Here is a 21,135-nt window from a genome sequence, read left to right as displayed (position 1 = left end):
CGTCGTCTCACCGCTGGGGAGGAGGAAGGCCCTTACATCTAGTTCCACCGTCTCGGGGCCGATCATCAGGGGCGGGCCCTGGCGAAGGCCTACGGTGTGCGCATGACGACGACCTACGCCGCCCTCCTGCGCGGCATCAACGTGGGCGGCGCCCGGAAGGTCCCGATGGCGGACCTGCGCGCCCTCATGGAGGACCTCGGCCATGACGACGTGCGCACCTACCTCCAGAGCGGCCAGGCCGTGTTCTCCAACGCCCACGGCGACGAGGACGGCCTCGCCGCACAGCTCGCGCGGGCCGTCGAGGAGCGGTTCGGCTTCGCGGTCGACGTGATCGTCCGCGACCACGCCTATCTGAAGGCGGTCGCCGAGGCCTGCCCGTTCCCGGCCGCCGCACTGGAGGCCAGGCAGCTCCACGTCACCTACTTCTCCGCGCCCGTCGCCCCGGAACGCTTCGCCGGGATCGACCAGGAGGCGTTCCTGCCGGAGCGGTTCCGCCTCGGCGACCGCGCCCTGTACCTCTACGCGCCCGAAGGGCTCGGCCGCTCCAAGCTCTCCCAGCAGCTGTCCCGGCCCCGGCTCACCAAGGGGCTCGTCGCGACGACCCGCAACTGGAACACCGTCGTCGAACTCGTGAAGTTGACGGGCGGCTGACCGGGCGTGCACACGCGTGTGCGAGGCTCGTCGCATGCGCTACGTCATCATCGGGGCAGGGGCGGTCGGCGGAACCGTCGGCGGGCGGCTCGCGGGAGCCGGGCACGACGTCGTACTGGTCGCGCGGGGCGCGCACCGGGCGGCGCTGAGTGAGGGCGGGCTGCGACTGCGGGTGCCCGAGGGGGAGTTGACGTACCGGCTGCCCGTCGTCGACGGACCCGAGGCGCTCGGCACGCTGCGCGCCGACGACGTCCTCGTCCTCGCCGTGAAGACCCAGGACAGCGAGGCGGCCCTGCGCGCGTGGGGCGCGGCGCCCGTCGAGGGCGGGGGCACGGCCGCCGAGCGGCTGCCCCTGGTCTGCGCGCAGAACGGCGTCGAGAGCCAGCGCCTGGCCCTGCGCCGCTTCCGGCACGTCTACGGCGTCTGCGTCTGGCTGCCCTGCACCCACCTCGAACCCGGCGCGGTCAGCGCCGCCGGCGCCCCCCTCACCGGCATCCTGCACCTCGGCCGCTACCCGCACGGCGCCGACGACACCGCCCGCCGGATCGCCGCGGACCTGGAGAAGGCGCACTTCGAGGCGCCGGTCGTGCCGGACGTGACCCGCTGGCAGTACGCCAAGCTGCTGTCCAACCTGGGCAATGCCCTGGAGGCGCTGAGCGGCCCGGTCGACGGCGAGGAGGCGGCGGCGCTGCTCGGGAGGGTCCGGGCCGAGGGGGAGGCCGTGCTGCGGGCAGCCGGCATCGCGTACGCGAGCGCCGAGGAACAGCGGGCGGTCCGCGGCGACAAGGTCACCCTGGTCCCGCTGGACGGCGCCCCGCGCGTCGGCGGCTCCTCCTGGCAGTCCCTCAGCCGGGGCGCGGGGACCATCGAGGCCGACCACCTCAACGGCGAGATCGTCCTCCTGGGCCGGCTGCACGGCGTCCCGACCCCGCTGAACGAACTGCTGCAACGGCTCGCCAACGAGCACGCGCGCGACCGCAGGGAGCCCGGCTCGCTGCCGGTGCGCGAACTGACCCGCCTGGCGGACGACGCCGTCGCGTTCGTTCAAGAGCCGGGCCGCGTCCGCCCCTAGCGTGAGACGCATGAAGCACGACGAGACACACCGGTACATGTCCGAGTGCGCCGCCGAGGCGGCCCGCGTCGCCCGCGGCGTCCCGGCGGCGGACCTGGACAAGCCCACGCACTGCGCGGACTGGGACCTCAGAGCCATGGTCAACCACTGGGTCCTCTACACCTCCCACGGCCTGGAGCACCGCGCCCTGCGCAAGCAGCTCCCCGAAGAGCTCCTCACCCGTGACTTCACCGCCGACCCGCTGTGGGCGCAGGCGTACGCGGCCCGGCTCGACCGCGCGGTCGACGCGTGGGCCGACCCGGCGGTCTGGGAGGGCGAGGTCGATCTCGGCGGCGGCACGCTGCCCGCGGCGGACCTCGCCGCAATGATCGTCAAGGAGACGGCCGTCCACGGCTGGGACGTCGCCGTCAGCACCGGGCAGGCGTTCCACGTCTCCGACGGCGCGGCCCGGCTCGTCCTCGACGTGGTCGAACGCCACGGCGACCTCTACCGCCGGTACGACGGCTTCGCCGCCCCCGTCCCCTGCCCGCCGGACGCCCCGCCGTTCGAGCGCGCGCTGGCGGCGAGCGGCCGCGACCCCCGCCCGCAGGTGTGAGAGAGCCTCACCCGCCCTCACCCCGCCAGTCGTCCCGGCCCGCCCACCGCACCGCCGGTCCCACGGCCAGGCCCGCCGCGGCGAACAGCAGGCCCAGGGCCGCCCAGCCAGCCGAGCCGTGACCGATCGCGGTGATCGTGACCAGGGCCGGGCCCGCCATCATCCCCGCCGACATGCCCGCGCCGAAGACCCCCTGGTACACGCCGTGGACGCGGGCGTCGGCGAGGGCGTAGCCGAGGGTCCAGCCGCCCGCCGCCGACAGCACCTCGGCGAGGACGTGGACGACGGCGCCGGCGGTGAGGGCGACGACGGCCCAGACGGGGGAGAGCCCCGCCGACAGGGCGTACACCGCGCAGGCCACGGCGAGGAGCAGCCCGGACCAGCCCATGGCCCGCACCGCCCCGGGCACTTGGGAGAAGCGGCGGGCGACCGGCACCTGGAGCAGGGCCACCAGCGCGCAGTTCACGATCATCAGCAGGGCGGCCGTCCAGCGCGGCGCGTCCGTCCGCTCGACGATCCACAGCGGCAGCCCCACCTCGGCGAGCGTGTACTGCACGACCAGCACCGCGTTCAGCACGGTCACCGTCAGATAGGGCAGATCGCGCACCGCCCGCCAGCGGTCCCCGGCCGGGGCGTCGTCGCCGAGGGCCGGACGGCCCAGGGCGTGCGCGGCCAGGGGCAGACCGGGGATCAGCAGCGCCGGCCCGGCGAAGGACACCGCGTTCAGCGCGATGACCGTCGTGTACGCCTCACGGGTGTCGACCTGCAACGCGACCGCCCCGAACAGGCCGCCCAGCCCCATGGCCACGTTGGTGACCGTCCGCAGGTACGCCCGCGACTCCACCCGGGTGGCCACCGGCAGCACCTCCGCGTACAGAGCCCCCTGCACACCGCGAGACGCCATCTGCAACCCGGTCGCGCAGACCACCGCGACGAGGAAACCTACGTAGGTGTGCACGAGCACGTACGCGGCCGTGGCCACCCCTGTGCCCGCCCACAGCAGCGCGGCCACGCGCCGGGCGCCCCACCGGTCCGCCGCCCGTCCCGCCGGCACCCCCGCCGCCACCCCGACGAGTCCCGCGCACGTCATCCCGAGCCCGACGGATGTGGCGTCGAGGCCGACGATCCGGGTGAAGTACAGGACGCCGAGAGGGAAGTAGAGGCCGTTGCCGAGGGAGTTGACGAGGGTCAGCAGCGCGGCACGGCGCAGCACGGGATCGGCGGGCAGCAGTCCGGCGGCCCGCGAGACGGGCCCCTTTGTCACGGGTTCGGAGGAACTGCTCCTGTCAGGAGCCGAGTTGGCCGGGGTGATGGTCATGGCCGACAGCCAACCCGGCGCACCCCGGGCGGCGGCATTGATTTAGCGTGGCGCTCAATGATCGAGTTCCGGTTCACCGTCGACGACCTCGCCACCACCTCGTTCGCCTACTCCCCGCTGCAGGAGGCGGTGTTCTCCCTGCGCTGCTTCAACGACCCCGCCCGCTTCCCGCATCACCGGCCGTGGCTGCGCCGGATCCGGCCGCGGCTCGAAGGTCTCGACGGTGAGCTGCTCACCTCGCTGGTCGCCCCCTGGATGTGGATCCCCGACTTCCTCACCCCACGCCCCGACCGCGCCCGGCCCGCCTTCGCCGACGAACTGGACCGGGTCCGCCTCACCGAACCCGACGTCGTCGCCGCCGACTTGCGGGCCGCCTACCGGAGCGAGGACGCGCTGCCCCCGGTCGTCGCCCGGGGGCTTACCCGCCCCGACCGCTTCCTCACCCGGCTCGCGGACGCGCTCGACGCCTACTGGCACACCTGTCTGGCCGCCGAGTGGTGGCCCCGCGCACAGAGCGTCCTGGAAGCCGATCTCGCACACCGGGGACGGGTGCTCGCGGAGCGGGGCGCGGCCGAGATGCTGCCGGGCCTCGACGCGCGACTCACCTGGGCGGACAGCCATCTCCGGCTGGACACCAGGGACTTCCTGGTGCCCGCGCCATGGGCCGGCATGAGCATCGCGGGCCGGGGCATGGTGCTGCTGCCGACCCTGTTCGCGCGCGGCGCCCAGCCCCTGATCGATCCGACCCGCCCGCCGCTGCTGATCTATCCCGCGCGCGGCAGGGCCACCCTCGCCGAACAGCCGCCCCCGGTCGTAGGCCAGGCCCTCGTGCGCCTCCTCGGCCGCCCCCGGGCCCGTCTGCTCCTGCTGCTCGCCGAACCGGCCTCCACGACGGAACTCGCGCACCGGCTGGAGGTCACCCCGGGCGCCGTCAGCCAGCACCTCGCGATCCTCCACGACGCCGGGCTCCTCACCCGCACCCGCAGCGGCAGGACCGTGCGGTACGCGCGCACGCGGCTCGGCGACGACCTGTGCCGGTGACCCGGCCCCGCCGGCGGAAGGGTCGAGCGGCTCAGGCGCTCACGGCCGCCGGCAGGTGCGTGCGGGCCGTGTCGTAGCGGTCGAGGAGGAGACGGGCGACCTCGGGGGCCGGGCCGAGGACGTCCGCCAGCACGTCGGCTCCGGCCGCGCCGCGGGCGATGCGGTCCGGGAGGAAGCCGGGGGCCAGGACGTACGGGGCGACCGCCACCGTGGAGCAGCCCAGCGCGCGCAGCTCCCGCACCGCGTCCTCGGTGCGGGGCAGGGATGCGGAGGCGAACGCGGGTCGCACGGCGCACCAACCGGTGTGCCACCACTCCCGCGCGATGTCGGCGATCACCGCGATCGCCTCCGGGTCGGAGGACCCCGCCGAGGCCAGCACGACCCCGGTCGAGGACTTGTCGGCGGGCGTCAACCCCGCCTCGTACAGCCGCCGTTCCAGCGCGGACAGCAGCAGCGGCGACGGCCCCAGCACGTCCGCCTGGCGGATCCGCAGCCGCGCCGGCGCCTCCCGCAGGACCGCCGGGATGTCCGCCTTCGCGTGGAAGGCGCGGGTCAGCAGCAGCGGCAGCGCCACCACGTCCCGCACGCCCTCCGCCGCCAGGGACTCCAACACCCCCTGCACCGAGGGGACGTTGAAGTCCAGGAAGCCGGTCTCCACCCGCAGGCCCGGCCGCAGTGACCGCACCCGCCGCACCAGGGCGTGGACGGTCGCCGCGTGCCGAGGGTCGCGGCTGCCGTGCGCGATGACGACGAGGACGGGACGAACCGGCTTGTGGAACATGGCAGTCAGCCTTTCAGCCCTTCACCAGCAGCCCGCGGCCGCGCAGCACCCGCCGCTCCAGCGGACTGAAGATCAGCAGGTCGATCGCGATGCCGACGAACAGGATCAGGATGATCGCCTCGAACACCATGGACATGGAGCTGGCGTTGCGGCCGTTCTCCAGCAGCGCGCCCAGACCGATGCCCAGGTCGGGGGAGGAGGCGATGATCTCCGCCGCCATCAGCGACCGCCACGAGAACGCCCAGCCCTGCTTCAGACCGCTCAGGTAGCCCGGCAGCGCGGCCGGCATGACGATGTAGCGGGCCCCCTTCAGCCCTGTCGCCCCCATCGTCCGGCCCGCCCGCAGGAACAGCGGCGGCACCTGGTCGATGCCGGAGACGAGACCGTTGGCGATGGAGGGCACGGCGCCCAGCAGGATCACCGCGTACATCATCTCGTTGTCCAGGCCCAGCCAGATCACCGCCGGCGGCACCCACGCCACCGACGGCAGCGACTGCAGTCCGGACAGGACCGGGCCGATGGCCGCGCGCACGAACCGCACCCGGGCCACCAGCAGACCCAGCGGGGTACCGATGGCCAGCGCGAGCAGGAAGCCCAGCAGACCGCGCGAGACGCTGGTCCAGATGTACCCGAGGAGCTTGCCCTCCATCCAGGCGTCCTCGAACTCGCCGCCCACGTCGGCCGGTGAGGGCAGCTTGCTCGGATCGTCGACGATCCTGAAGGAGACCAGCGCCTGCCAGACCACCAGCACCACCGCGATCGCGAGGACGGGCGGCAGGATCTTGTTGACGAGGGTCTGGCGGAACGGCGTACGGGCCGCCGAGGAGCTCTCCAGGGCGTCGAGGCCCGCCTCCAGACCCTGCAGCCCGGCGCCGTCCTCGGCGGAGGCCTTCGGGTCGGTGGTCTCAGTGCTGGCCATGACGGCGGATCTCCCCACGCAGGACTTCGGTGATCTCCAGGGACAGTTCGGCCACGGGCGCGTCCTCGATGCGGCGCGGCTGCGGAATGCCGACCGTCCACTCACGCGCCACGCGGCCCGGGCGGGACGACAGCAGGATCACCCGCTGAGCGAGGCGCACCGCCTCCCGCACGTTGTGCGTGACGAACAGGACGGACACCCCCGTCTCCTTCCAGATCCGGGTCAGCTCGTCGTGCAGCACGTCCCGCGTGATCGCGTCGAGCGCCGCGAACGGCTCGTCCATCAGCAGCAGCCGGCTCTCCTGGGCGAGGGCCCGCGCCAGCGCCACCCGCTGGCGCATACCGCCGGACAGCTCGTGCACCCGCTTGCCGTACGAGCCCTTCAGCCGCACCAGTTCGAGCAGCTCCTCGGCGCGGCCGCGCCGCTCGCTCTTCGCCACTCCGCCCAGCTTCAGGGCGAGTTCGATGTTCTTGCCCGCGGTCAGCCACGGGAACAGCGCGTGCTCCTGGAACATCAGCGCCGGACGCCCGTCCGTCGTGATGCGGCCGGAGCTCGGCTTGTCCAGCCCCGCCACCAGGTTCAGCAGCGTGGACTTGCCGCAGCCGGAGGCCCCCAGGAGGGTGACGAACTCTCCCGGCGCGACATCGACCGTGATGTCGTCCAGGACGAGCTGCTGCCCGGCGGGCCCGGCGAAGGACTTCGAGACGTGCTCGATGCGCGCGGCGTACTCCACCGACTCGGCGCTCTCGGCCTTGGCGAGGGTGGTGGCCATGGTCGTCACCTCCTGGGAACTCATCCGACTTCGGGGTTACTTCGCGCCGAGACCGGCGTCGTCGACGGTGCTCTCACCGGCGGCCGACAGCACCTTGTTCAGCGGCGCCAGGTCGTAGATGCCGTCCAGCAGCGGGTCCTTCAGCAGACCGGCCTTCACCGCGTGCTGCGCCTCGGTGTTGAGGGTGGCGGCCAGCGGGTCGTTGGTGAACTGGATCGACTTCCACGCCGGGTCCAGGACCTTCGCCGGGAGCGCCTTGCCGGAGTCCTCCTTCAGCTGCGCGTTCGCCGCCGCCTTCGCCCCCTCCGGGTCGGCGGTGATGTACTTGTTGGCTTCGACCGACGCCTTCAGCACCGCCTCGACGGCCTTCGGGTGCTCCTTGAGGAACTTCTGCGACACGATGATGTTCGTGATCACGAACTTCTTGTCCGGCCACAGGTCGGACTCGTCCAGCAGCACCTTCGCGCCCTCGGCGACCAGCTTCGACGCCGTCGGCTCGGGCACCCACGCGCCGTCCACGGAACCCGACTTGTAGGCGTCCGGGGTCACCTTGTTGTCGGTGCGCACCACCGACACGTCGCCCTTGCCGCTCTCCGCGTCGACCTTCCAGCCCTGCTCCGCGATCCAGTTGAGGAACGCCACGTCCTGGGTGTTGCCGAGCTGCGGGGTCGCGATCTTCTTGCCCTTGACGTCCTTGAGGGACTTGATCTTCTCCGGGTTGACCACGAGCTTCACGCCGCCGGACGCCGAACCGCCGACGATGCGCAGGTTCTTGCCCTTGGACTTGGTGTAGCCGTTGATCGCGGGGGAGGGGCCGATCCAGCCGATGTCGATGGCGCCGGAGTTGAGCGCCTCGATCTCGGAGGGGCCGGCGTTGAAGATCTGGTACTTGGCCTCGGTCGCGCCGAGCGCCTTCTGGAAGTAGCCCTTGTTCACGCCGACCAGGGCCGTTCCGTGGGTCAGGTTGCCGAAGTAGCCGATCTTGACGGAGTCGAGACCGTCGATCTTCTGCGCGCCGGCGGCGACCTTCTGGGCGGAGGGGGTGTCGTCGGACTTGGAGCCGTAACCGCAGGCGGCGAGGGCGAGCAGGGGAAGGGCGGCCAGGACGGTCACGCCGCGGCGGAACGCGCCCGGACGGGCGGCGCGGACGCCCCCGGTGGAGCGAAGCCCGGACTGGGGCAGGTTGGCAGGCACGGGAGGCTTTCCTCTCGTTGGCCCGGCGGTCACGGTCTCTCAGGTCGTGGCCGGGAGATCGGCAGAAGGTCTTCGTCGCTTCCGGGGTGGGGGTCCCCCCGCCTGCGAGCGAAGCCGAGCATGTGGGGGAGGGTGGGGGGACGGGGCGCGCAAGCGGTGCGCGTACGTCAGCGCGCACATCGCGCCACTCCACCCTGCCCGCTGCCGAGGGCGCCGCTGCCGACGCGGCCGCCCTCCTTCGCGAACGTGGAGAAGACATCGAGGGAGTTCATCGTCAGAAGTCCCACCCGTCGTCCTCGGAGGGGTCCTTGACCGGCTCCGGGGCGGCGAACGACTCGCCGACCATGCCCGCGGTGAGCGTGGTGCCGTCGTTCGGGTCGATCAGGATGAACGAGCCCGTACGGCGCGAGTCGGAGTAGGAGTCCACCGGAAGGGGCTCCGCGGTGCGGATCTTCACCCGGCCGATGTCGTTGGCGGCGAGCTGTCCCGGGTGCGGGTGCAGGGACAGGTCGTCCAGCGTGAGACGGGAGGGGATGTCCTTCACGATCGCCTTGACCGTGCGGGTGCCGTGCTTGAGGAGCACCCGGTGGCCCACCGTCAGCGGGGCGTCGGCGACATGGCAGACCGTCGCCTCGATGTCCTGCGTGGTCGCGGGCGCGTCCTTGCTCGGAACGATCAGGTCGCCGCGCGAGATGTCGATGTCGTCCTCCAGCAGGAGGGTCACCGACTGCGTCGTCCACGCCACGTCGACCGGCTCTCCCAGCAGGTCGATGCCGGAGATCTTCGAGGCGCGGCCCGACGGCAGCACCGTGACGGACTCGCCGACGTGGAAGGAACCCGCCGCGATCTGACCGGCGTAACCCCGGTAGTCCGGGTGCTCCGGGCCCTGGGGGCGGATCACGTACTGCACGGGCAGCCGGGCGTGGCAGTGGCTCAGGTCGTGGCTGACCGGCACGGTCTCCAGGTGCTCCAGCACCGTCGGGCCGCCGTACCAGTCCATCGTCGCGGACGGCTCCACGACGTTGTCCCCGGCGAGCGCCGAGATCGGGATCGCGGTGACGTCGGGGACGCCCAGCTCGGTCGCGTACGCCGTGAACTCCTCGGCTATCGCGGCGAAGACCGGCTCCCGGTAGTCGACCAGGTCCATCTTGTTCACGGCGAGCACCACGTGCGGGACGCGCAGCAGCGCGGCGATGGCGGCGTGCCGGCGGGTCTGCTCGACGACGCCGTTGCGGGCGTCGACGAGGATCACCGTCAGCTCGGCGGTGGAGGCGCCGGTGACCATGTTGCGGGTGTACTGCACATGCCCGGGGGTGTCGGCGAGGATGAACCGGCGGCGGGGCGTGGCGAAGTAGCGGTAGGCCACGTCGATGGTGATGCCCTGTTCCCGCTCGGCACGCAGTCCGTCGGTGAGCAGCGCGAGGTCCGGCGCCTCCTGGCCCCGGCTCGCGGAGACGCGCTCCACGGCCTCCAGCTGGTCGGTGAGCACCGACTTGGAGTCGTGCAGCAGCCGGCCGACCAGGGTGGACTTGCCGTCGTCGACGGAGCCGGCGGTGGCGAACCGCAGAAGCGTCGTTTCCGCGAGTTCCTCGGTGGTGATCGTGCTCATCTCTAGAAGTACCCCTCGCGCTTGCGGTCTTCCATCGCAGCCTCGGACATCTTGTCGTCGGCGCGGGTGGCGCCGCGCTCGGTGAGCCGGGAGGCGGCGATCTCCACGATCACCTTCTCGATGGTGTCGGCCTCGGAGTCCACCGCGCCGGTGCAGGACATGTCACCCACGGTCCGGTAGCGCACGAGCCGCTTCTCGACACTCTCGCCGTCCTTCGGCCCGCCCCACTCGCCGGCGGTCAGCCACATGCCGCTGCGGGAGAACACCTCGCGCTCGTGCGCGTAGTAGATCTCCGGCAGTTCGATGCCCTCGCGGGCGATGTACTGCCACACGTCGAGCTCGGTCCAGTTGGACAGCGGGAAGACGCGCACGTGCTCGCCGGGCGCGTGCCGGCCGTTGTACAGGTTCCACAGCTCCGGGCGCTGCCGGCGCGGGTCCCACTGGGAGAACTCGTCGCGCAGGGAGAACACCCGCTCCTTGGCCCGGGCCTTCTCCTCGTCGCGGCGGCCGCCGCCGAAGACGGCGTCGAACCTCTCCGACTGGATCTTCTCGGTCAGCGGCAGCGTCTGCAGAGGGTTGCGGGTGCCGTCCGGACGCTCCTTGAGGACACCGCGGTCGATGTAGTCCTGCACGGAGGCGACGTGCAGCCGCAGCCCGTGCTTGTCGACCGTGCGGTCGCGGTAGTCGAGGACCTCGGGGAAGTTGTGCCCGGTGTCCACGTGCAGCAGCGAGAACGGCACCGACGCCGGCCGGAACGCCTTCAGCGCCAGGTGCAGCATGACGATGGAGTCCTTGCCGCCGGAGAAGAGGATCACCGGCCGCTCGAACTCGCCCGCCACCTCGCGGAAGATGTGCACCGCCTCGGACTCGAGGGCGTCGAGGTGCGACAGCGCGTACGGGCTGCCGGTCTCCTCGGACACGGTGGCAGCGGTCGTCATGCCAGTCCCCTTTCGCTGAGCAGGGCGTGCACCGACGCCGCGGACTCCTGCACGGTCTGGTTCTGCGACTCGACGCGCAGATCGGGCGATTCGGGCGCCTCGTACGGGTCGTCGACCCCGGTGAGCCCGGTGAGCTCACCCGCGGCCTGCTTGGCGTACAGCCCCTTCACGTCCCGCTCGCTGCACACCTCGACGGGCGTGGCCACGTGCACCTCGACGTAGGCGGTGCCGTTCGCCTGGTGGCGCTTGCGCACCGCCTCGCGGCTGTCCTGGTACGGCGCGATGACCGGGACGAGGGCCAGCACCCCGTTGCGGGCGAGCAGTTCGGCGACGAAGCCGATGCGCTGCACGTTGGTGTGCCGGTCCTCGCGACTGAAGCCGAGGCCCGCCGAGATGAACTCGCGGATCTCGTCGCCGTCGAGCACCTCGACCCGGTGGCCCTCCTCACGGAGGCGGCCGGCCAGTTCGTAGGCGATCGTGGTCTTGCCGGCGCTCGGCAGACCCGTGAGCCAGACGGTGGCTCCGGTCCTCACGTCACTCTCCTGAATCGTCGTCGTCATCCGTGCAGCCCGCACTCGGTCTTGCCGCGGCCCGCCCAGCGGCCGGCGCGCGCGTCCTCGCCCTCGAGCACCCGGCGGGTGCAGGGGGCGCAGCCGACGGAGGCGTAGCCGTCCGTCAGCAGGGGGTTGGTCAGGACGCCGTGCTCGGCGACGTACGCGTCCACGTCGTCCTGGGTCCAGCGGGCGATCGGGGAGATCTTGACCTTCTGCCGCTTCTCGTCCCAGCCGACCACCGGGGTGTTCGCCCGGGTCGGGGACTCGTCGCGGCGCAGCCCGGTCGCCCAGGCCCGGTAGCCCTTCAGGCCCTCTTCCAGCGGCTGGACCTTGCGCAGCTTGCAGCACAGGTCGGGGTCGCGGTCGTGCAGCTTCGGGCCGTACTGCGCGTCCTGCTCGGCGACCGTCTGGCGCGGGGTCAGGGTGATGACGTTGACGTCCATCACGGCGTCGACCGCGTCCCGGGTGCCGATGGTCTCCTCGAAGTGGTAGCCGGTGTCGAGGAAGACGACGTCGACGCCGGGCATCGCACGGGAGGCGAGGTGGGCCACCACCGCGTCCTCCATCGAGGAGGTCACACAGAAGCGCTTGCCGAACGTCCCGGCCGCCCACTGGAGGATCTCCAGCGCGGAGGCGTCCTCCAGGTCGCGGCCCGCCTGCTCGGCGAGCGCCTTCAACTCCTCGGTGTCGAGCTCTTCCTGAGTGGTCGTCATGTCTGTGCCCCTCCGGAGTCGGATCGCTTCAGTCCCTGGGCCAGCAGCCCGAGGAACTTCAACTGAAAGGCCCGGTTGCACGCCGCGCATTCCCACGCGCCGTGACCGCCTTCCAGGGCCTCACTCGGACGCAGGTCCTCGTCACCGCAGTAGGGGCAGTAGAACGGGGCGGCGCGCTCGCTCATGTCAGCGACTCCTCGCCGGCGCGGGCCGTCCAGGCGGCGAACCGCTCGCCGTCCTCGCGTTCGGCGAGGAACCGCTTGAGGACGCGCTCGATGTAGTCGGGCAGTTCGTCCGCGGTCACCTTCAGGCCGCGCACCTTGCGGCCGAAGCCGGCGTCCAGGCCGAGCGCGCCGCCCAGGTGCACCTGGTAGCCCTCGACCTGCTCGCCGCTCTCGTCGAGGACCAGCTGTCCCTTGAGGCCGATGTCCGCGACCTGGATGCGGGCGCAGGCGTTGGGGCAGCCGTTGAGGTTGATGGTGAGGGGCTCGTCGAACTCCGGCAGACGGCGCTCCAGTTCGTCGATCAGCTGGGAGCCGCGCTGCTTGGTCTCGACGATGGCGAGCTTGCAGAACTCGATGCCGGTGCAGGCCATGGTGCCGCGCCGGAACGACGACGGCCGGGCGGTGAGGTCCAGCGCCTCCAGGCCCTCGACGAGCGAGTCGACCTGGCCCTCCTCGACGTCGAGGACGATCATCTTCTGCTCGACCGTGGTGCGCACCCGGCCCGAGCCGTGCGCCTCCGCCAGGTCGGCGATCTTGGTGAGGGTGGCGCCGTCGACGCGACCGACCCGCGGGGCGAAACCGACGTAGAACCGGCCGTCCTTCTGCCGGTGCACGCCGATGTGGTCACGCCACTGCTGGGACGGCTGCTCGGGGGCAGGGCCGTCGGACAGCTTGCGGCCGAGGTACTCGTCCTCCAGCACCTGCCGGAACTTCTCCGCGCCCCAGTCGGCGACCAGGAACTTCAGCCGGGCGCGGGTGCGCAGCCGGCGGTAGCCGTAGTCACGGAAGATCGAGATGACGCCCTCGTAGACGTCCGGGACGTCGTCGATCGACACCCAGGTGCCCAGCCGTACGCCCAGCTTGGGGTTGGTGGACAGACCGCCGCCGACCCACACGTCGAAGCCCGGGCCGTGCTCGGGGTGCTCGACGCCGACGAACGCGACGTCGTTGATCTCGTGCACCACGTCGAGCAGCGGCGAGCCCGAGATGGCCGTCTTGAACTTGCGGGGCAGGTTCGAGTACGCCTTGTTGTTCAGGACCCGGCGCTTCATCTCCTCCAGCGCGGGCGTGGCGTCGATGATCTCGTCCTCCGCGATGCCGGCGACCGGCGAGCCGATCATCACGCGCGGGGTGTCGCCGCAGGCCGTGACCGTGGACAGGCCGACGCCCTCGAGGCGCTCCCAGATCGCGGGTACGTCCTCGATCCGGATCCAGTGGTACTGGACGTTCTGCCGGTCGGTGATGTCGGCGGTGCCGCGCGCGAACTCCTGCGAGACCTCGCCGATGACGCGCAGCTGACGTGTGGTCAGCGCCCCGCCGTCGATGCGGACGCGCAGCATGAAGTACTCGTCGTCCAGCTCCTCCGGCTCCAGGACGGCCGTCTTGCCGCCGTCGATGCCGGGCTTGCGCTGGGTGTACAGGCCCCACCAGCGCATGCGTCCGCGCAGGTCGTTGGGGTCGATGGAGTCGAAGCCGCGCTTGGAGTAGATCGTCTCAATGCGTGTCCGTACGTTGAGACCGTCGTCGTCCTTCTTGAACTGTTCGTTGCCGTTGAGCGGGGTGTGATGACCCACGGCCCACTGACCCTCGCCGCGGTGACGGCTCACCTTGCGGCGGGGCGCTGAGGCGGCAGGGTTCTGCGGGGTGGCGGCCATGGTGATGAGTCCTTCGGGACAGACGGAAGCGGCTCTGAGCTGCGCTGACGGGCGCATGGAGAAGTGCGCGTCGTTGCGCGGAGCGGAGAACTGGAGACGGGGGGATGCCGGGGGAGTCGCGGGCTCAGCTCACGCGACAGATGGCGCTGGACATGCGGCCGAGGTCGACGTGCCGCCGACTCACCAAGGCAATTCCAGTTCCGGACATGACGGAAGCGTGTCACGGCGATCTGGACACAGTCCAGCTTCGTCCGTCATGTGGACACCGTGGTCCCGAAGTGTGAGACCAGGGTGGTGTCGGTCACATGCGGCGCACGACGGCTTGTCCGCGACCGCGGGCCGGGCTATGAGGGCCGGCGTCAGACGGGGAACGCGCCGGGCCACGGACCCGGAGCCGCCACCTCCCGCTCCTCCTCCACCTTGGTGTCGAACAGCCTGAACCCGCGCCGCAGGTAGTTGTCCATCGCGTGCGGGCCGTCCTTGCTGCACGTGTGCAGCCACACCCGCTTCGTCGGCGGCAGCCCCGGCCGGCGCTCTGCGAGGTCCCAGGCGCGGGCGGCGCCGTAGGACAGCAGGTGCCCGCCGATCCGCCGGCCCCGGAAGGCCGGGATCAGGCCGAAGTAGACGATCTCGACCGCGCCCTCGTCCTGCGGCTCGAACTCCACGTACCCGGCCGGCGTGCCCCGCTCGTAGGCCACCCACGTCTCCACGCCCGGCCGGTCCAGGTGCTCCTGCCACCGCGCGTGGCTCCAGCCGAGCCGGTCCGTCCAGCGGATGTCGCCGCCGACCGACGCGTACAGGAAACGGCTGAACTCGGGCGAGGGCACCTCGGAGCGGACGATCCGCACGTCGCCGTCGGGCGCGGCGGCCGGCAGGAGATCACTCGGCGAGGTCTGCTCCAGGGACCAGGTGGTCACGGGGATGAGGCTCATGCCCGTCAGGGAATCATCTACTCCGCTGATCTGTCGATGGAGGCCAGCGGCAGTGAGAACAGCGTGCGGCCCGACTGCGCCCACACCTCGCCGGACTCCGCCCCGTAGGAGAGCGACTCGGTCAGCGGGCTCCAGCAGGCACGCGAGTCGTCGGCCCCGCAGCGCGCGGCCCGCGCGCCCTCGGCGTCCTGCCGCCACAGCGTCCCGCGCCCGCCGTCCTCGCCCGCGGCGCGCGTCAGATACCACGCGCCGTGGTACGCCAGCACCCCGCGCACCCCGGTCAGCTTCGACCGGTACGCCTGCGTCGCCCGGACCTGCCCGGCCCCGTCCCCGTGGAGGAGGCCCGCGCGGCCGGGACCCCGGTCGAGGGCGTAGCGCCACAGCCGGGCGCCCGTGTCCGAGCCGTCCAGCGTCCACTCGCCCGCCACCAGCGTGTCCGGCGTGGTGCTCCGGTCGAGGGACACGGTGGCGGGATGCGGGGCGCCCGCGCCGCCGGCCGTCCGGTACACGGCTACGGCCGGAAGGACGTACCGGGCGCCGTGCGCCGACCAGCCGCCGGGCACCCGCCCGACCGCCTCACCGGCGACGGTGGCGCGGTGGATGCGGTTCATGTCGTAGACGTAGAGCGCCGCGCCGTCCCCTTCGTCGGTGGTGACCAGCAGCTTGTTCTGGTACCAGACCATGCCGGAGACATGCGAGACGAGCCCGCGGAAGTCCCGCCCCCCGTCGACCGGGACGGCCAGCAGCGCCCACGTGTACCGCATGCGGTCCAGGTCGCCCGCGTCGACCAGCGCGATCCGGGCCAGCCCCCGCTCGGCCGTCGGGCCGGTACTGCGCGACCAGCCGGACAGCACCACCCGGTGCGCACCCCACAGGCCGTCGTCGTCGGCGTCCCCGGACGTGGTGACCGCGCCCGGCTGCCAGCCCCGGGTGTCGTCGGTGCCCCAGCAGTAGGCGCGCCCCGCCGCGGGGGAGACGGGCAGCTCCGCCCGCTCGTCGGGAGTGCAGTCGACCGAGTCGCGCAGCACGCCCTCGGCGCCGCCCAGCACGGTGCCGACCCCGACCGGCGGGCCCAGTTCGGCAGAGAGCCGGTCGAGCGCGGCTTGCGGCACCGGCTCCTCCGTCAGCCGCAGCGCGTCGGTGTCGGCGGCCGCCGTGAGCGGCTTCAACGCCCCGGGACTGCCGGTGACCGTGGCCTGGGAGGCGCTGATCATGGTGGCTGCGGCGGTGAGCGCGAGAGCGGTTCCCGCCAGGAACGCCCGCGCGGCTCTTCCCCGCCTGCGCCGGCGATGTCGGCCGCGTTGCTTCATTCGTCCTCCCGAGGCGGGCCAACTGTTCCAAACGGTCCGTACGTTGACCGAGGAACAGGTGGGGTGACCCGTGGGGGAGCCTACGGCAGAGCGCCCCCGCCCGGCAGGAAGACTTCACAATGCGGGAAAGACGCAGCGACACAAGTCGATTCAGGGCACGGAACGGTCGACCTCGGACCCGGGCCGAACCGCTGGTCGCACGGGGGTTCCACTTCGACACTCCGCCGAACCACCGCTCACACCACGGCCGGTGACGCTCACGGCACGGAAGCCGTCCGGGCCCCGGCCACCGCGGGCGCCGTCGAATGCGGCAGCAGCCTCCCCGGGTCCTCCGGCAGCAGCACGTCGAGCTCCACCTCGTCGCCGTAGCGGTAGGGCCGGTGTTCCAGCAGAGCGCCCAGATAGCGCCGCACCCGCGACATCTCGGCCCGCACCGTCACCGTGCGCCCCCGGTCCCCGAACACGTCCTCGGCCAGGTCCGCGGCGCTGCGCCCGCCCCGGTGCACCGCCAGCAGATACAGCAACTCGGCGTGCCGCGGCGTCAGTTCCCGGGACCACACGCCCTCCGGGCCGCTCACCGTCACCGACCAGCGGCCCGCCCGCGACACGTCCAGCACGATCCGGGTGGCGGCCCGCGGCGGCGGCTCGGCCGCCCCGTCCGCCGACCGCACCAACCAGCCCCCCGCCAGCGGCTCCACCGAGCACCACCCGAGCACCGGCAGCCACCGCCGCCCCGGCGAGGGCGACTTGGGCAACACGATCCGGCTCACGTACGGCATCCCCGTCACGGCCGCCGTCCAGCCGTCCCCGTCGACCACCGCGGCCCGCCCGCCCGACCGGGCCAGCACCGGCGCAGCCATCGCGCGCAGCCGCTCCAGCGACCGCAGATGCGACTCCCGCAGCGAGGCCTCCGCCAGCTTCGCCACCGCGCCCACCCAGGCGAGCGTCGCCGGATGCATCGTCTCCAACGGCCCGCTGACGTCGACCACTCCGAGCAGCCGGCCGTCCCGCGGATCGGTGATCGGGGCGCCCGCGCACGTCCACGCCGCGTGCGACCGCACGAAGTGCTCACCCGCGAACACCTGCACGGGCCGCCGGACCACCGCCGGCGTGCCCACGCCGTTGGTGCCGACGACGTCCTCCCGCCAGTCCGCACCCACCTCGAGACCCACGCGGTCGGCCTTGCGCAGCACCGGGGAGCAGCCCTCCCGCCACAGCACCCGCCCCTCGCCGTCCGACACGACCATGATGTGCCGGGCCACGTCCGCCGCCGACAGCAAGCCCTCCCGCAGCACCGGAAGCACCTCCCGCAACGGCGAGGCCTCACGCCGCCGGCGCACCTCCTCCGCGCTCAACAGCCCTGCTCCCGAACCGGCGTCCGGATCGACTCCGCTGCGCAGCACCCGCTGCCAGGACTGCTCGATCACGGGCCGGGGCGCGACCGGCGACCGCCGGCCGGCGAGCCGGGCGTCGCGCACCTCGCTGAGCACCCGCGCCGCCCGCGCGGCGTCGACCGCCGCGAGCCGCGGCACGTTCATCGGCGACATCGCCACTGGGCCTCCCCGAGAGCACACGGGCGCCGAACGTCTTCCCCGTCCGTCCTGCCGGACCTCCCATACTGCCCCTCCACCGGTGACGGAGGGGCACACTCCGCCCACTGGGACGAATGCGTTGCAACCCCCTGCAACCCTGGCCGACCACCACCGGGTGCCCCGAAACTTGTGCCACGCCGTCCCGAGCGGCGCTCCTGGCCTCGCAGGGCCATCGCCGCGGGGGTGGTGCCGTGTCGGCGCGGCACCACCCCCGCCCGCGGCGGACGCCATGCCCGGCCTACCGAAACGGGGCGCGGACTCAGGCCACAGGCCGGGCCCGCTCCACGATCGCCCCCAGGTCCAGGGTGTGCGGCAGCGTCCCGAAGGCCCCGCCCGCGTCGCCGCCCAGCCGTGAGGCGCAGAACGCGTCCGCCACCTCGGGCGGCGCGAACCGCACCAGCAGCGACCCCTGCAACACCAGCGCGAACCGCTCGGTCAGCCGCCGCGCCCGCGCCTCGGCGCCGTCCAGATCGGCCAGGTCCGTCAACAGGGCCTTGATCGCCGCGTCCAGCCGGTGGTCGGCGCCCCGCGCCAGCCCCACCTCCCGCAGATACGCGTTCAGCGCCTCCGGCTCCCGCCTCAGCGCCCGCAGCACGTCCAGCGCCTGGACATTGCCCGCGCCCTCCCAGATCGAGTTCAGCGGCGACTCCCGCACCAGCCGCGGCATCCCTGACTCCTCCACGTACCCGTTGCCGCCCAGGCACTCCGCGGCCTCCACCACCACCGGCGCACACCGCTTGGCCACCCAGTACTTCGCCGCCGGCACCGCGATCCGCAGCAGCGCCCGCTCCTGCTCGCCGCCGTCGTCGTACGCCGCCGCGAGCCGCAGCCCGAGCGTCGTCGCCGCCTCCGACTCCAGCGCCAGATCGGCCAGGACGTTGCGCATCAGCGGTTTGTCGAGCAACGCGCCGCCGAACGCCTCCCGGTGGGCGCAGTGGTGCGCCGCCTGCGCCACGGCCGCCCGCATCAGCCCCGCCGAGCCCAGCACGCAGTCCAGCCGGGTCGCGGCCACCATCCCGATGATGGTCCGCACACCCCGGCCCTCCTCGCCCACCCGGCGCGCCCACGTTCCGTCGAACTCGACCTCGGCGGAGGCGTTCGACCGGTTGCCGAGCTTGTCCTTCAGACGCTGGATGCGGAACACGTTACGGCTGCCGTCCTCCAGCACCCTCGGCACGAGGAAGCAGGTCAGCCCGCCGTCCCCGGCTTCCGGCGCACCGGACGCCCGCGCCAGCACCAGGAAACCGTCCGACATCGGGGCCGAGCAGAACCACTTGTGCCCCGTCAGCCGGTACGCCCCGTCCTCGGCGAGCGGCCGCGCGGACGTCGTGTTCGCCCGGACGTCGCTGCCGCCCTGCTTCTCCGTCATCCCCATCCCGACCAGCGCGCCCGCCTTCGAACGCGCCGGCCGCAGCTCACGCTCGTAGATCGTCGACGTGAGCAGCGGCTCCCACTCGGCGGCCAGGCCGGGATCGGCGCGCAGGGCGGGCACGGCCGCATGGGTCATCGACAGCGGGCAGCAGTTGCCCGCCTCCACCTGCGTCCACACCACGAAGGCGGCGGCCCGCCGCACATGCCCGCCCGGCCGCGCCCACGCCGACGTCAGATGCGCGCCGACGCCCTTGCCGAGCAGCCGGTGCCAGGCCGGATGGAAGTCGACCTCGTCGATCCGGTGGCCGTAGCGGTCGTGGGTGCGCAGCACCGGCGGGTTGCCGTCGGCCTGGGCCGCCCACTCGTGCAGCTGCGCCGACCCGGCCGCCCGGCCCAGCGAGGACAGCTCGCCGCGAGCCTCGTCGAGCAGCTCCGGGTCGAGATGGCGTTCCACGGCCGCGACCAGGGCCTGATCGGTGGCGTAGACGTCATGGCCCAACAGGGGCGGGGGCTGGTTCGTCACGGTGTGCGTGCTGCCTGCCATACCGCGAAACGTACCCGCCGCCCCGCAGGTCATGACCGCCCAACACGCACGGCGTGAGCGGGCCCACCGGAGATGAGTGGAGCCTCGTACGGCGGATACCTTTAGGGCGTGCAGCCAGCCAGTCAGCCCCCCGAGCACCCCGAGCGCCCCGACGACCACGCGGCCCTCGCCGGGCGTCTCCACCGAGCCCGCGCCCTCTACCGGAACGTCTCCAAGCGCAGGACCGCCTGGCTGCTTCTGAAGGACACCGTCAACTCCTGCATCGAGTACCGCATCCTCGGTCTGGCCGCCGAGGCCGCCTTCTTCACCCTGCTGTCCGTGCCGCCGCTGCTGCTCAGCCTCATCGGCCTCCTCGGCTACGTCGACGACTGGACCGGCACCGACACCATCAGCAGCCTGGAGGCCAACCTCCTCGACGCCTCCCGCACCGTCCTGTCCGACAAGGGCGTCGCCGAGATCGCGCAGCCCATCCTCGACGACGTGATGAAGGGGGGCCGGCCCGACGTCATCTCGATAGGGTTCCTGTTCGCCCTGTGGTCCGGGTCGCGCGCGGTGAACGTCTTCATCGACACCATCACCGTCATGTACGGCCTCGACGGGGTGCGCGGCATCGTCAAGACCCGGCTGGTGGCGTTCCTGCTGTTCATCGCCGCCCTGCTGATCGGCTCCGTCGCGCTGCCGCTGATGGTGGCCGGTCCCGACGCCGTCGTACGGATCGTGCCCTGGTCTACGACGGTCGTCCAGGTGCTGTACTGGCCCGTCGTGATCGTCCTGTCGATCGCCTTCCTCACCACGCTCTACCACGTCTCCGTGCCGGTGCGCTCCCCGTGGATCGAGGACGTCCCCGGCGCGCTGGTCGCCCTGGCGATGTGGGTGCTCGGCAGTTTCCTGCTCCGCATCTATCTGCAGAGCACCATCGAGGGCGCCACCATCTACGGCTCCCTCGCCGCCGCCGTCGCCGTCCTGCTGTGGATCGGCGTGTCCGCCTTCGCCGTCCTCGTCGGGGCGGCCGTGAACGCCGCGATCGACCGGGTCTGGCCGGCCGCCGCGACCGCCGCCGCGCGGGCCGCCGCCGAGCGGCAGCGCGAGGAGGAGGCCGCCGAGTACGTCGCCCGCCTGACCGCGGCCCACCAGTACGACGACCCGGACGACCCCGACATGCCCTCCGAGTTCCCCGAACGCTGGTCCCGCTTCCTCCCCCCGGAGGACGTCACGGGCCGCCTGCGGGCCCACGCGAAGACCTCCCACAAGAACACCGCCCCAGGCGAGGAGGAATCCCCGCCCCCCGAGAAGTGATCTGCCTCACAAGGTGTCACGGTGGGCGGGCCGGTGGTGTCTTGAGGACAGCCT

At 72.5% G+C, this 21,135-nt stretch carries 21 protein-coding genes; 5 read left to right on the top strand and 16 right to left on the bottom strand.

The features are described from left to right. Nucleotides 1-102: 102 nt before the first annotated feature. The 3 genes from EV567_RS08335 to EV567_RS08325 are packed head-to-tail and all read left to right on the top strand — an operon-like array spanning nt 103 to nt 2,318. A complete protein-coding gene (locus EV567_RS08335) occupies nt 103-651 on the top strand; it encodes a DUF1697 domain-containing protein (protein ID WP_130438004.1) in 549 nt (182 codons plus the stop codon). Nucleotides 652-685: 34 nt separating this feature from the next. Then, on the top strand, nt 686-1,723 hold the full coding sequence (locus tag EV567_RS08330; protein WP_130438003.1) for a ketopantoate reductase family protein: 1,038 nt from the start codon (nt 686-688) through the stop codon (nt 1,721-1,723). Nucleotides 1,724-1,733: 10 nt separating this feature from the next. Further along, on the top strand, nt 1,734-2,318 hold the full coding sequence (locus EV567_RS08325; RefSeq protein ID WP_130438002.1) for a TIGR03086 family metal-binding protein: 585 nt from the start codon (nt 1,734-1,736) through the stop codon (nt 2,316-2,318). A gap of 7 nt (nt 2,319-2,325) precedes the next feature. Here the strand turns inward: EV567_RS08325 and EV567_RS08320 are convergent, their stop codons facing one another. Further along, nucleotides 2,326-3,636, bottom strand: coding sequence for an MFS transporter (locus EV567_RS08320; protein WP_130438001.1), 1,311 nt, complete (start codon nt 3,634-3,636; stop codon nt 2,326-2,328). 57 nt (nt 3,637-3,693) lie between these two features. On the opposite strand from EV567_RS08320, the gene EV567_RS08315 reads away from it, so the two are divergent. Further along, on the top strand, nt 3,694-4,677 hold the full coding sequence (locus tag EV567_RS08315) for an ArsR family transcriptional regulator (protein WP_207228708.1): 984 nt from the start codon (nt 3,694-3,696) through the stop codon (nt 4,675-4,677). A 31-nt stretch (nt 4,678-4,708) separates the two neighbouring features. Here EV567_RS08315 and EV567_RS08310 read toward each other — a convergent pair whose 3' ends face one another. From EV567_RS08310 to EV567_RS08245, 15 genes are all read right to left on the bottom strand, one after another. Then, nucleotides 4,709-5,458, bottom strand: a complete 750-nt coding sequence (locus EV567_RS08310) for a sirohydrochlorin chelatase (RefSeq protein ID WP_130438000.1) — start codon at nt 5,456-5,458, stop codon at nt 4,709-4,711. 13 nt (nt 5,459-5,471) lie between these two features. Beyond that, nucleotides 5,472-6,377 carry an ABC transporter permease gene (locus EV567_RS08305; RefSeq protein WP_130437999.1) on the bottom strand — a complete coding sequence of 302 codons (906 nt, stop codon included), beginning with the start codon at nt 6,375-6,377 and terminating at the stop codon, nt 5,472-5,474. Next, nucleotides 6,364-7,173 carry an ABC transporter ATP-binding protein gene (locus EV567_RS08300; RefSeq protein WP_165430330.1) on the bottom strand — a complete coding sequence of 270 codons (810 nt, stop codon included), beginning with the start codon at nt 7,171-7,173 and terminating at the stop codon, nt 6,364-6,366. The genes EV567_RS08305 and EV567_RS08300 overlap by 14 nt, the downstream gene beginning before the upstream one ends. Nucleotides 7,174-7,185: 12 nt before the next feature. Next, a complete protein-coding gene (locus EV567_RS08295) occupies nt 7,186-8,262 on the bottom strand; it encodes an aliphatic sulfonate ABC transporter substrate-binding protein (RefSeq protein WP_407071577.1) in 1,077 nt (358 codons plus the stop codon). A gap of 355 nt (nt 8,263-8,617) precedes the next feature. Further along, a complete protein-coding gene (locus EV567_RS08290) occupies nt 8,618-9,952 on the bottom strand; it encodes a sulfate adenylyltransferase subunit 1 (protein ID WP_130437997.1) in 1,335 nt (444 codons plus the stop codon). 2 nt (nt 9,953-9,954) lie between these two features. Next, complete coding sequence (gene cysD, locus EV567_RS08285) at nt 9,955-10,890, bottom strand: sulfate adenylyltransferase subunit CysD (protein ID WP_130437996.1); 936 nt, start codon at nt 10,888-10,890, stop codon at nt 9,955-9,957. After that, on the bottom strand, nt 10,887-11,423 hold the full coding sequence (cysC, locus tag EV567_RS08280) for an adenylyl-sulfate kinase (RefSeq protein ID WP_130437995.1): 537 nt from the start codon (nt 11,421-11,423) through the stop codon (nt 10,887-10,889). The genes cysD and cysC overlap by 4 nt, the downstream gene beginning before the upstream one ends. Nucleotides 11,424-11,446: 23 nt before the next feature. Next, on the bottom strand, nt 11,447-12,157 hold the full coding sequence (locus EV567_RS08275) for a phosphoadenylyl-sulfate reductase (protein WP_130437994.1): 711 nt from the start codon (nt 12,155-12,157) through the stop codon (nt 11,447-11,449). After that, a complete protein-coding gene (locus EV567_RS08270; protein WP_130437993.1) occupies nt 12,154-12,342 on the bottom strand; it encodes a hypothetical protein in 189 nt (62 codons plus the stop codon). Before EV567_RS08270 ends, EV567_RS08275 begins: the two co-directional genes overlap by 4 nt. Beyond that, entirely contained in the window at nt 12,339-14,036 is a 1,698-nt protein-coding gene (locus tag EV567_RS08265) for a nitrite/sulfite reductase (RefSeq protein WP_130437992.1), read from the bottom strand. The genes EV567_RS08270 and EV567_RS08265 overlap by 4 nt, the downstream gene beginning before the upstream one ends. 124 nt (nt 14,037-14,160) lie before the next feature. Further along, nucleotides 14,161-14,244 (bottom strand): putative leader peptide, encoded by an 84-nt coding sequence (locus tag EV567_RS28580; protein ID WP_351092434.1) that lies wholly within the window; start codon nt 14,242-14,244, stop codon nt 14,161-14,163. Between the two features lie 151 nt (nt 14,245-14,395). Then, the gene (locus tag EV567_RS08260; RefSeq protein WP_130437991.1) at nt 14,396-14,968 is read right to left on the bottom strand and encodes a GNAT family N-acetyltransferase; all 573 of its coding nucleotides are present in this window, start codon (nt 14,966-14,968) and stop codon (nt 14,396-14,398) included. A 17-nt stretch (nt 14,969-14,985) separates the two neighbouring features. Continuing rightward, entirely contained in the window at nt 14,986-16,278 is a 1,293-nt protein-coding gene (locus EV567_RS08255) for a hypothetical protein (protein WP_130437990.1), read from the bottom strand. A 257-nt stretch (nt 16,279-16,535) separates the two neighbouring features. After that, complete coding sequence (locus EV567_RS08250; protein ID WP_207228724.1) at nt 16,536-17,816, bottom strand: helix-turn-helix domain-containing protein; 1,281 nt, start codon at nt 17,814-17,816, stop codon at nt 16,536-16,538. A 313-nt stretch (nt 17,817-18,129) separates the two neighbouring features. After that, complete coding sequence (locus EV567_RS08245; protein ID WP_130437988.1) at nt 18,130-19,785, bottom strand: acyl-CoA dehydrogenase family protein; 1,656 nt, start codon at nt 19,783-19,785, stop codon at nt 18,130-18,132. 108 nt (nt 19,786-19,893) lie between these two features. Between EV567_RS08245 and EV567_RS08240 the strand changes: the two genes are divergently transcribed. Next, on the top strand, nt 19,894-21,081 hold the full coding sequence (locus EV567_RS08240; protein ID WP_130437987.1) for a YihY/virulence factor BrkB family protein: 1,188 nt from the start codon (nt 19,894-19,896) through the stop codon (nt 21,079-21,081). The last annotated feature ends 54 nt before the right edge of the window (nt 21,082-21,135 follow it).

It is taken from the genome of Streptomyces sp. BK239, from assembly GCF_004217285.1.
In the GTDB taxonomy this organism is placed as follows: Bacteria; Actinomycetota; Actinomycetes; order Streptomycetales; family Streptomycetaceae; genus Streptomyces.
The sequence above is the reverse complement of the archived record's forward strand: the minus strand, read 5'-3'. Positions and strand labels throughout refer to the sequence as shown.

Coding starts and splice junctions, on each gene's coding strand:
- EV567_RS08335 (WP_130438004.1), top strand. CDS start 103: ATGACGACGACCTACGCCGCCCTCCTGCGCGGCATCAACGTGGGCGGC.
- EV567_RS08330 (WP_130438003.1), top strand. CDS start 686: ATGCGCTACGTCATCATCGGGGCAGGGGCGGTCGGCGGAACCGTCGGC.
- EV567_RS08325 (WP_130438002.1), top strand. CDS start 1,734: ATGAAGCACGACGAGACACACCGGTACATGTCCGAGTGCGCCGCCGAG.
- EV567_RS08320 (WP_130438001.1), bottom strand. CDS start 3,636: ATGACCATCACCCCGGCCAACTCGGCTCCTGACAGGAGCAGTTCCTCC.
- EV567_RS08315 (WP_207228708.1), top strand. CDS start 3,694: ATGATCGAGTTCCGGTTCACCGTCGACGACCTCGCCACCACCTCGTTC.
- EV567_RS08310 (WP_130438000.1), bottom strand. CDS start 5,458: ATGTTCCACAAGCCGGTTCGTCCCGTCCTCGTCGTCATCGCGCACGGC.
- EV567_RS08305 (WP_130437999.1), bottom strand. CDS start 6,377: ATGGCCAGCACTGAGACCACCGACCCGAAGGCCTCCGCCGAGGACGGC.
- EV567_RS08300 (WP_165430330.1), bottom strand. CDS start 7,173: ATGAGTTCCCAGGAGGTGACGACCATGGCCACCACCCTCGCCAAGGCC.
- EV567_RS08290 (WP_130437997.1), bottom strand. CDS start 9,952: ATGAGCACGATCACCACCGAGGAACTCGCGGAAACGACGCTTCTGCGG.
- cysD (WP_130437996.1), bottom strand. CDS start 10,890: ATGACGACCGCTGCCACCGTGTCCGAGGAGACCGGCAGCCCGTACGCG.
- EV567_RS08275 (WP_130437994.1), bottom strand. CDS start 12,157: ATGACGACCACTCAGGAAGAGCTCGACACCGAGGAGTTGAAGGCGCTC.
- EV567_RS08270 (WP_130437993.1), bottom strand. CDS start 12,342: ATGAGCGAGCGCGCCGCCCCGTTCTACTGCCCCTACTGCGGTGACGAG.
- EV567_RS08265 (WP_130437992.1), bottom strand. CDS start 14,036: ATGGCCGCCACCCCGCAGAACCCTGCCGCCTCAGCGCCCCGCCGCAAG.
- EV567_RS28580 (WP_351092434.1), bottom strand. CDS start 14,244: ATGTCCGGAACTGGAATTGCCTTGGTGAGTCGGCGGCACGTCGACCTC.
- EV567_RS08260 (WP_130437991.1), bottom strand. CDS start 14,968: ATGAGCCTCATCCCCGTGACCACCTGGTCCCTGGAGCAGACCTCGCCG.
- EV567_RS08255 (WP_130437990.1), bottom strand. CDS start 16,278: ATGAAGCAACGCGGCCGACATCGCCGGCGCAGGCGGGGAAGAGCCGCG.
- EV567_RS08250 (WP_207228724.1), bottom strand. CDS start 17,816: ATGAACGTGCCGCGGCTCGCGGCGGTCGACGCCGCGCGGGCGGCGCGG.
- EV567_RS08245 (WP_130437988.1), bottom strand. CDS start 19,785: ATGGCAGGCAGCACGCACACCGTGACGAACCAGCCCCCGCCCCTGTTG.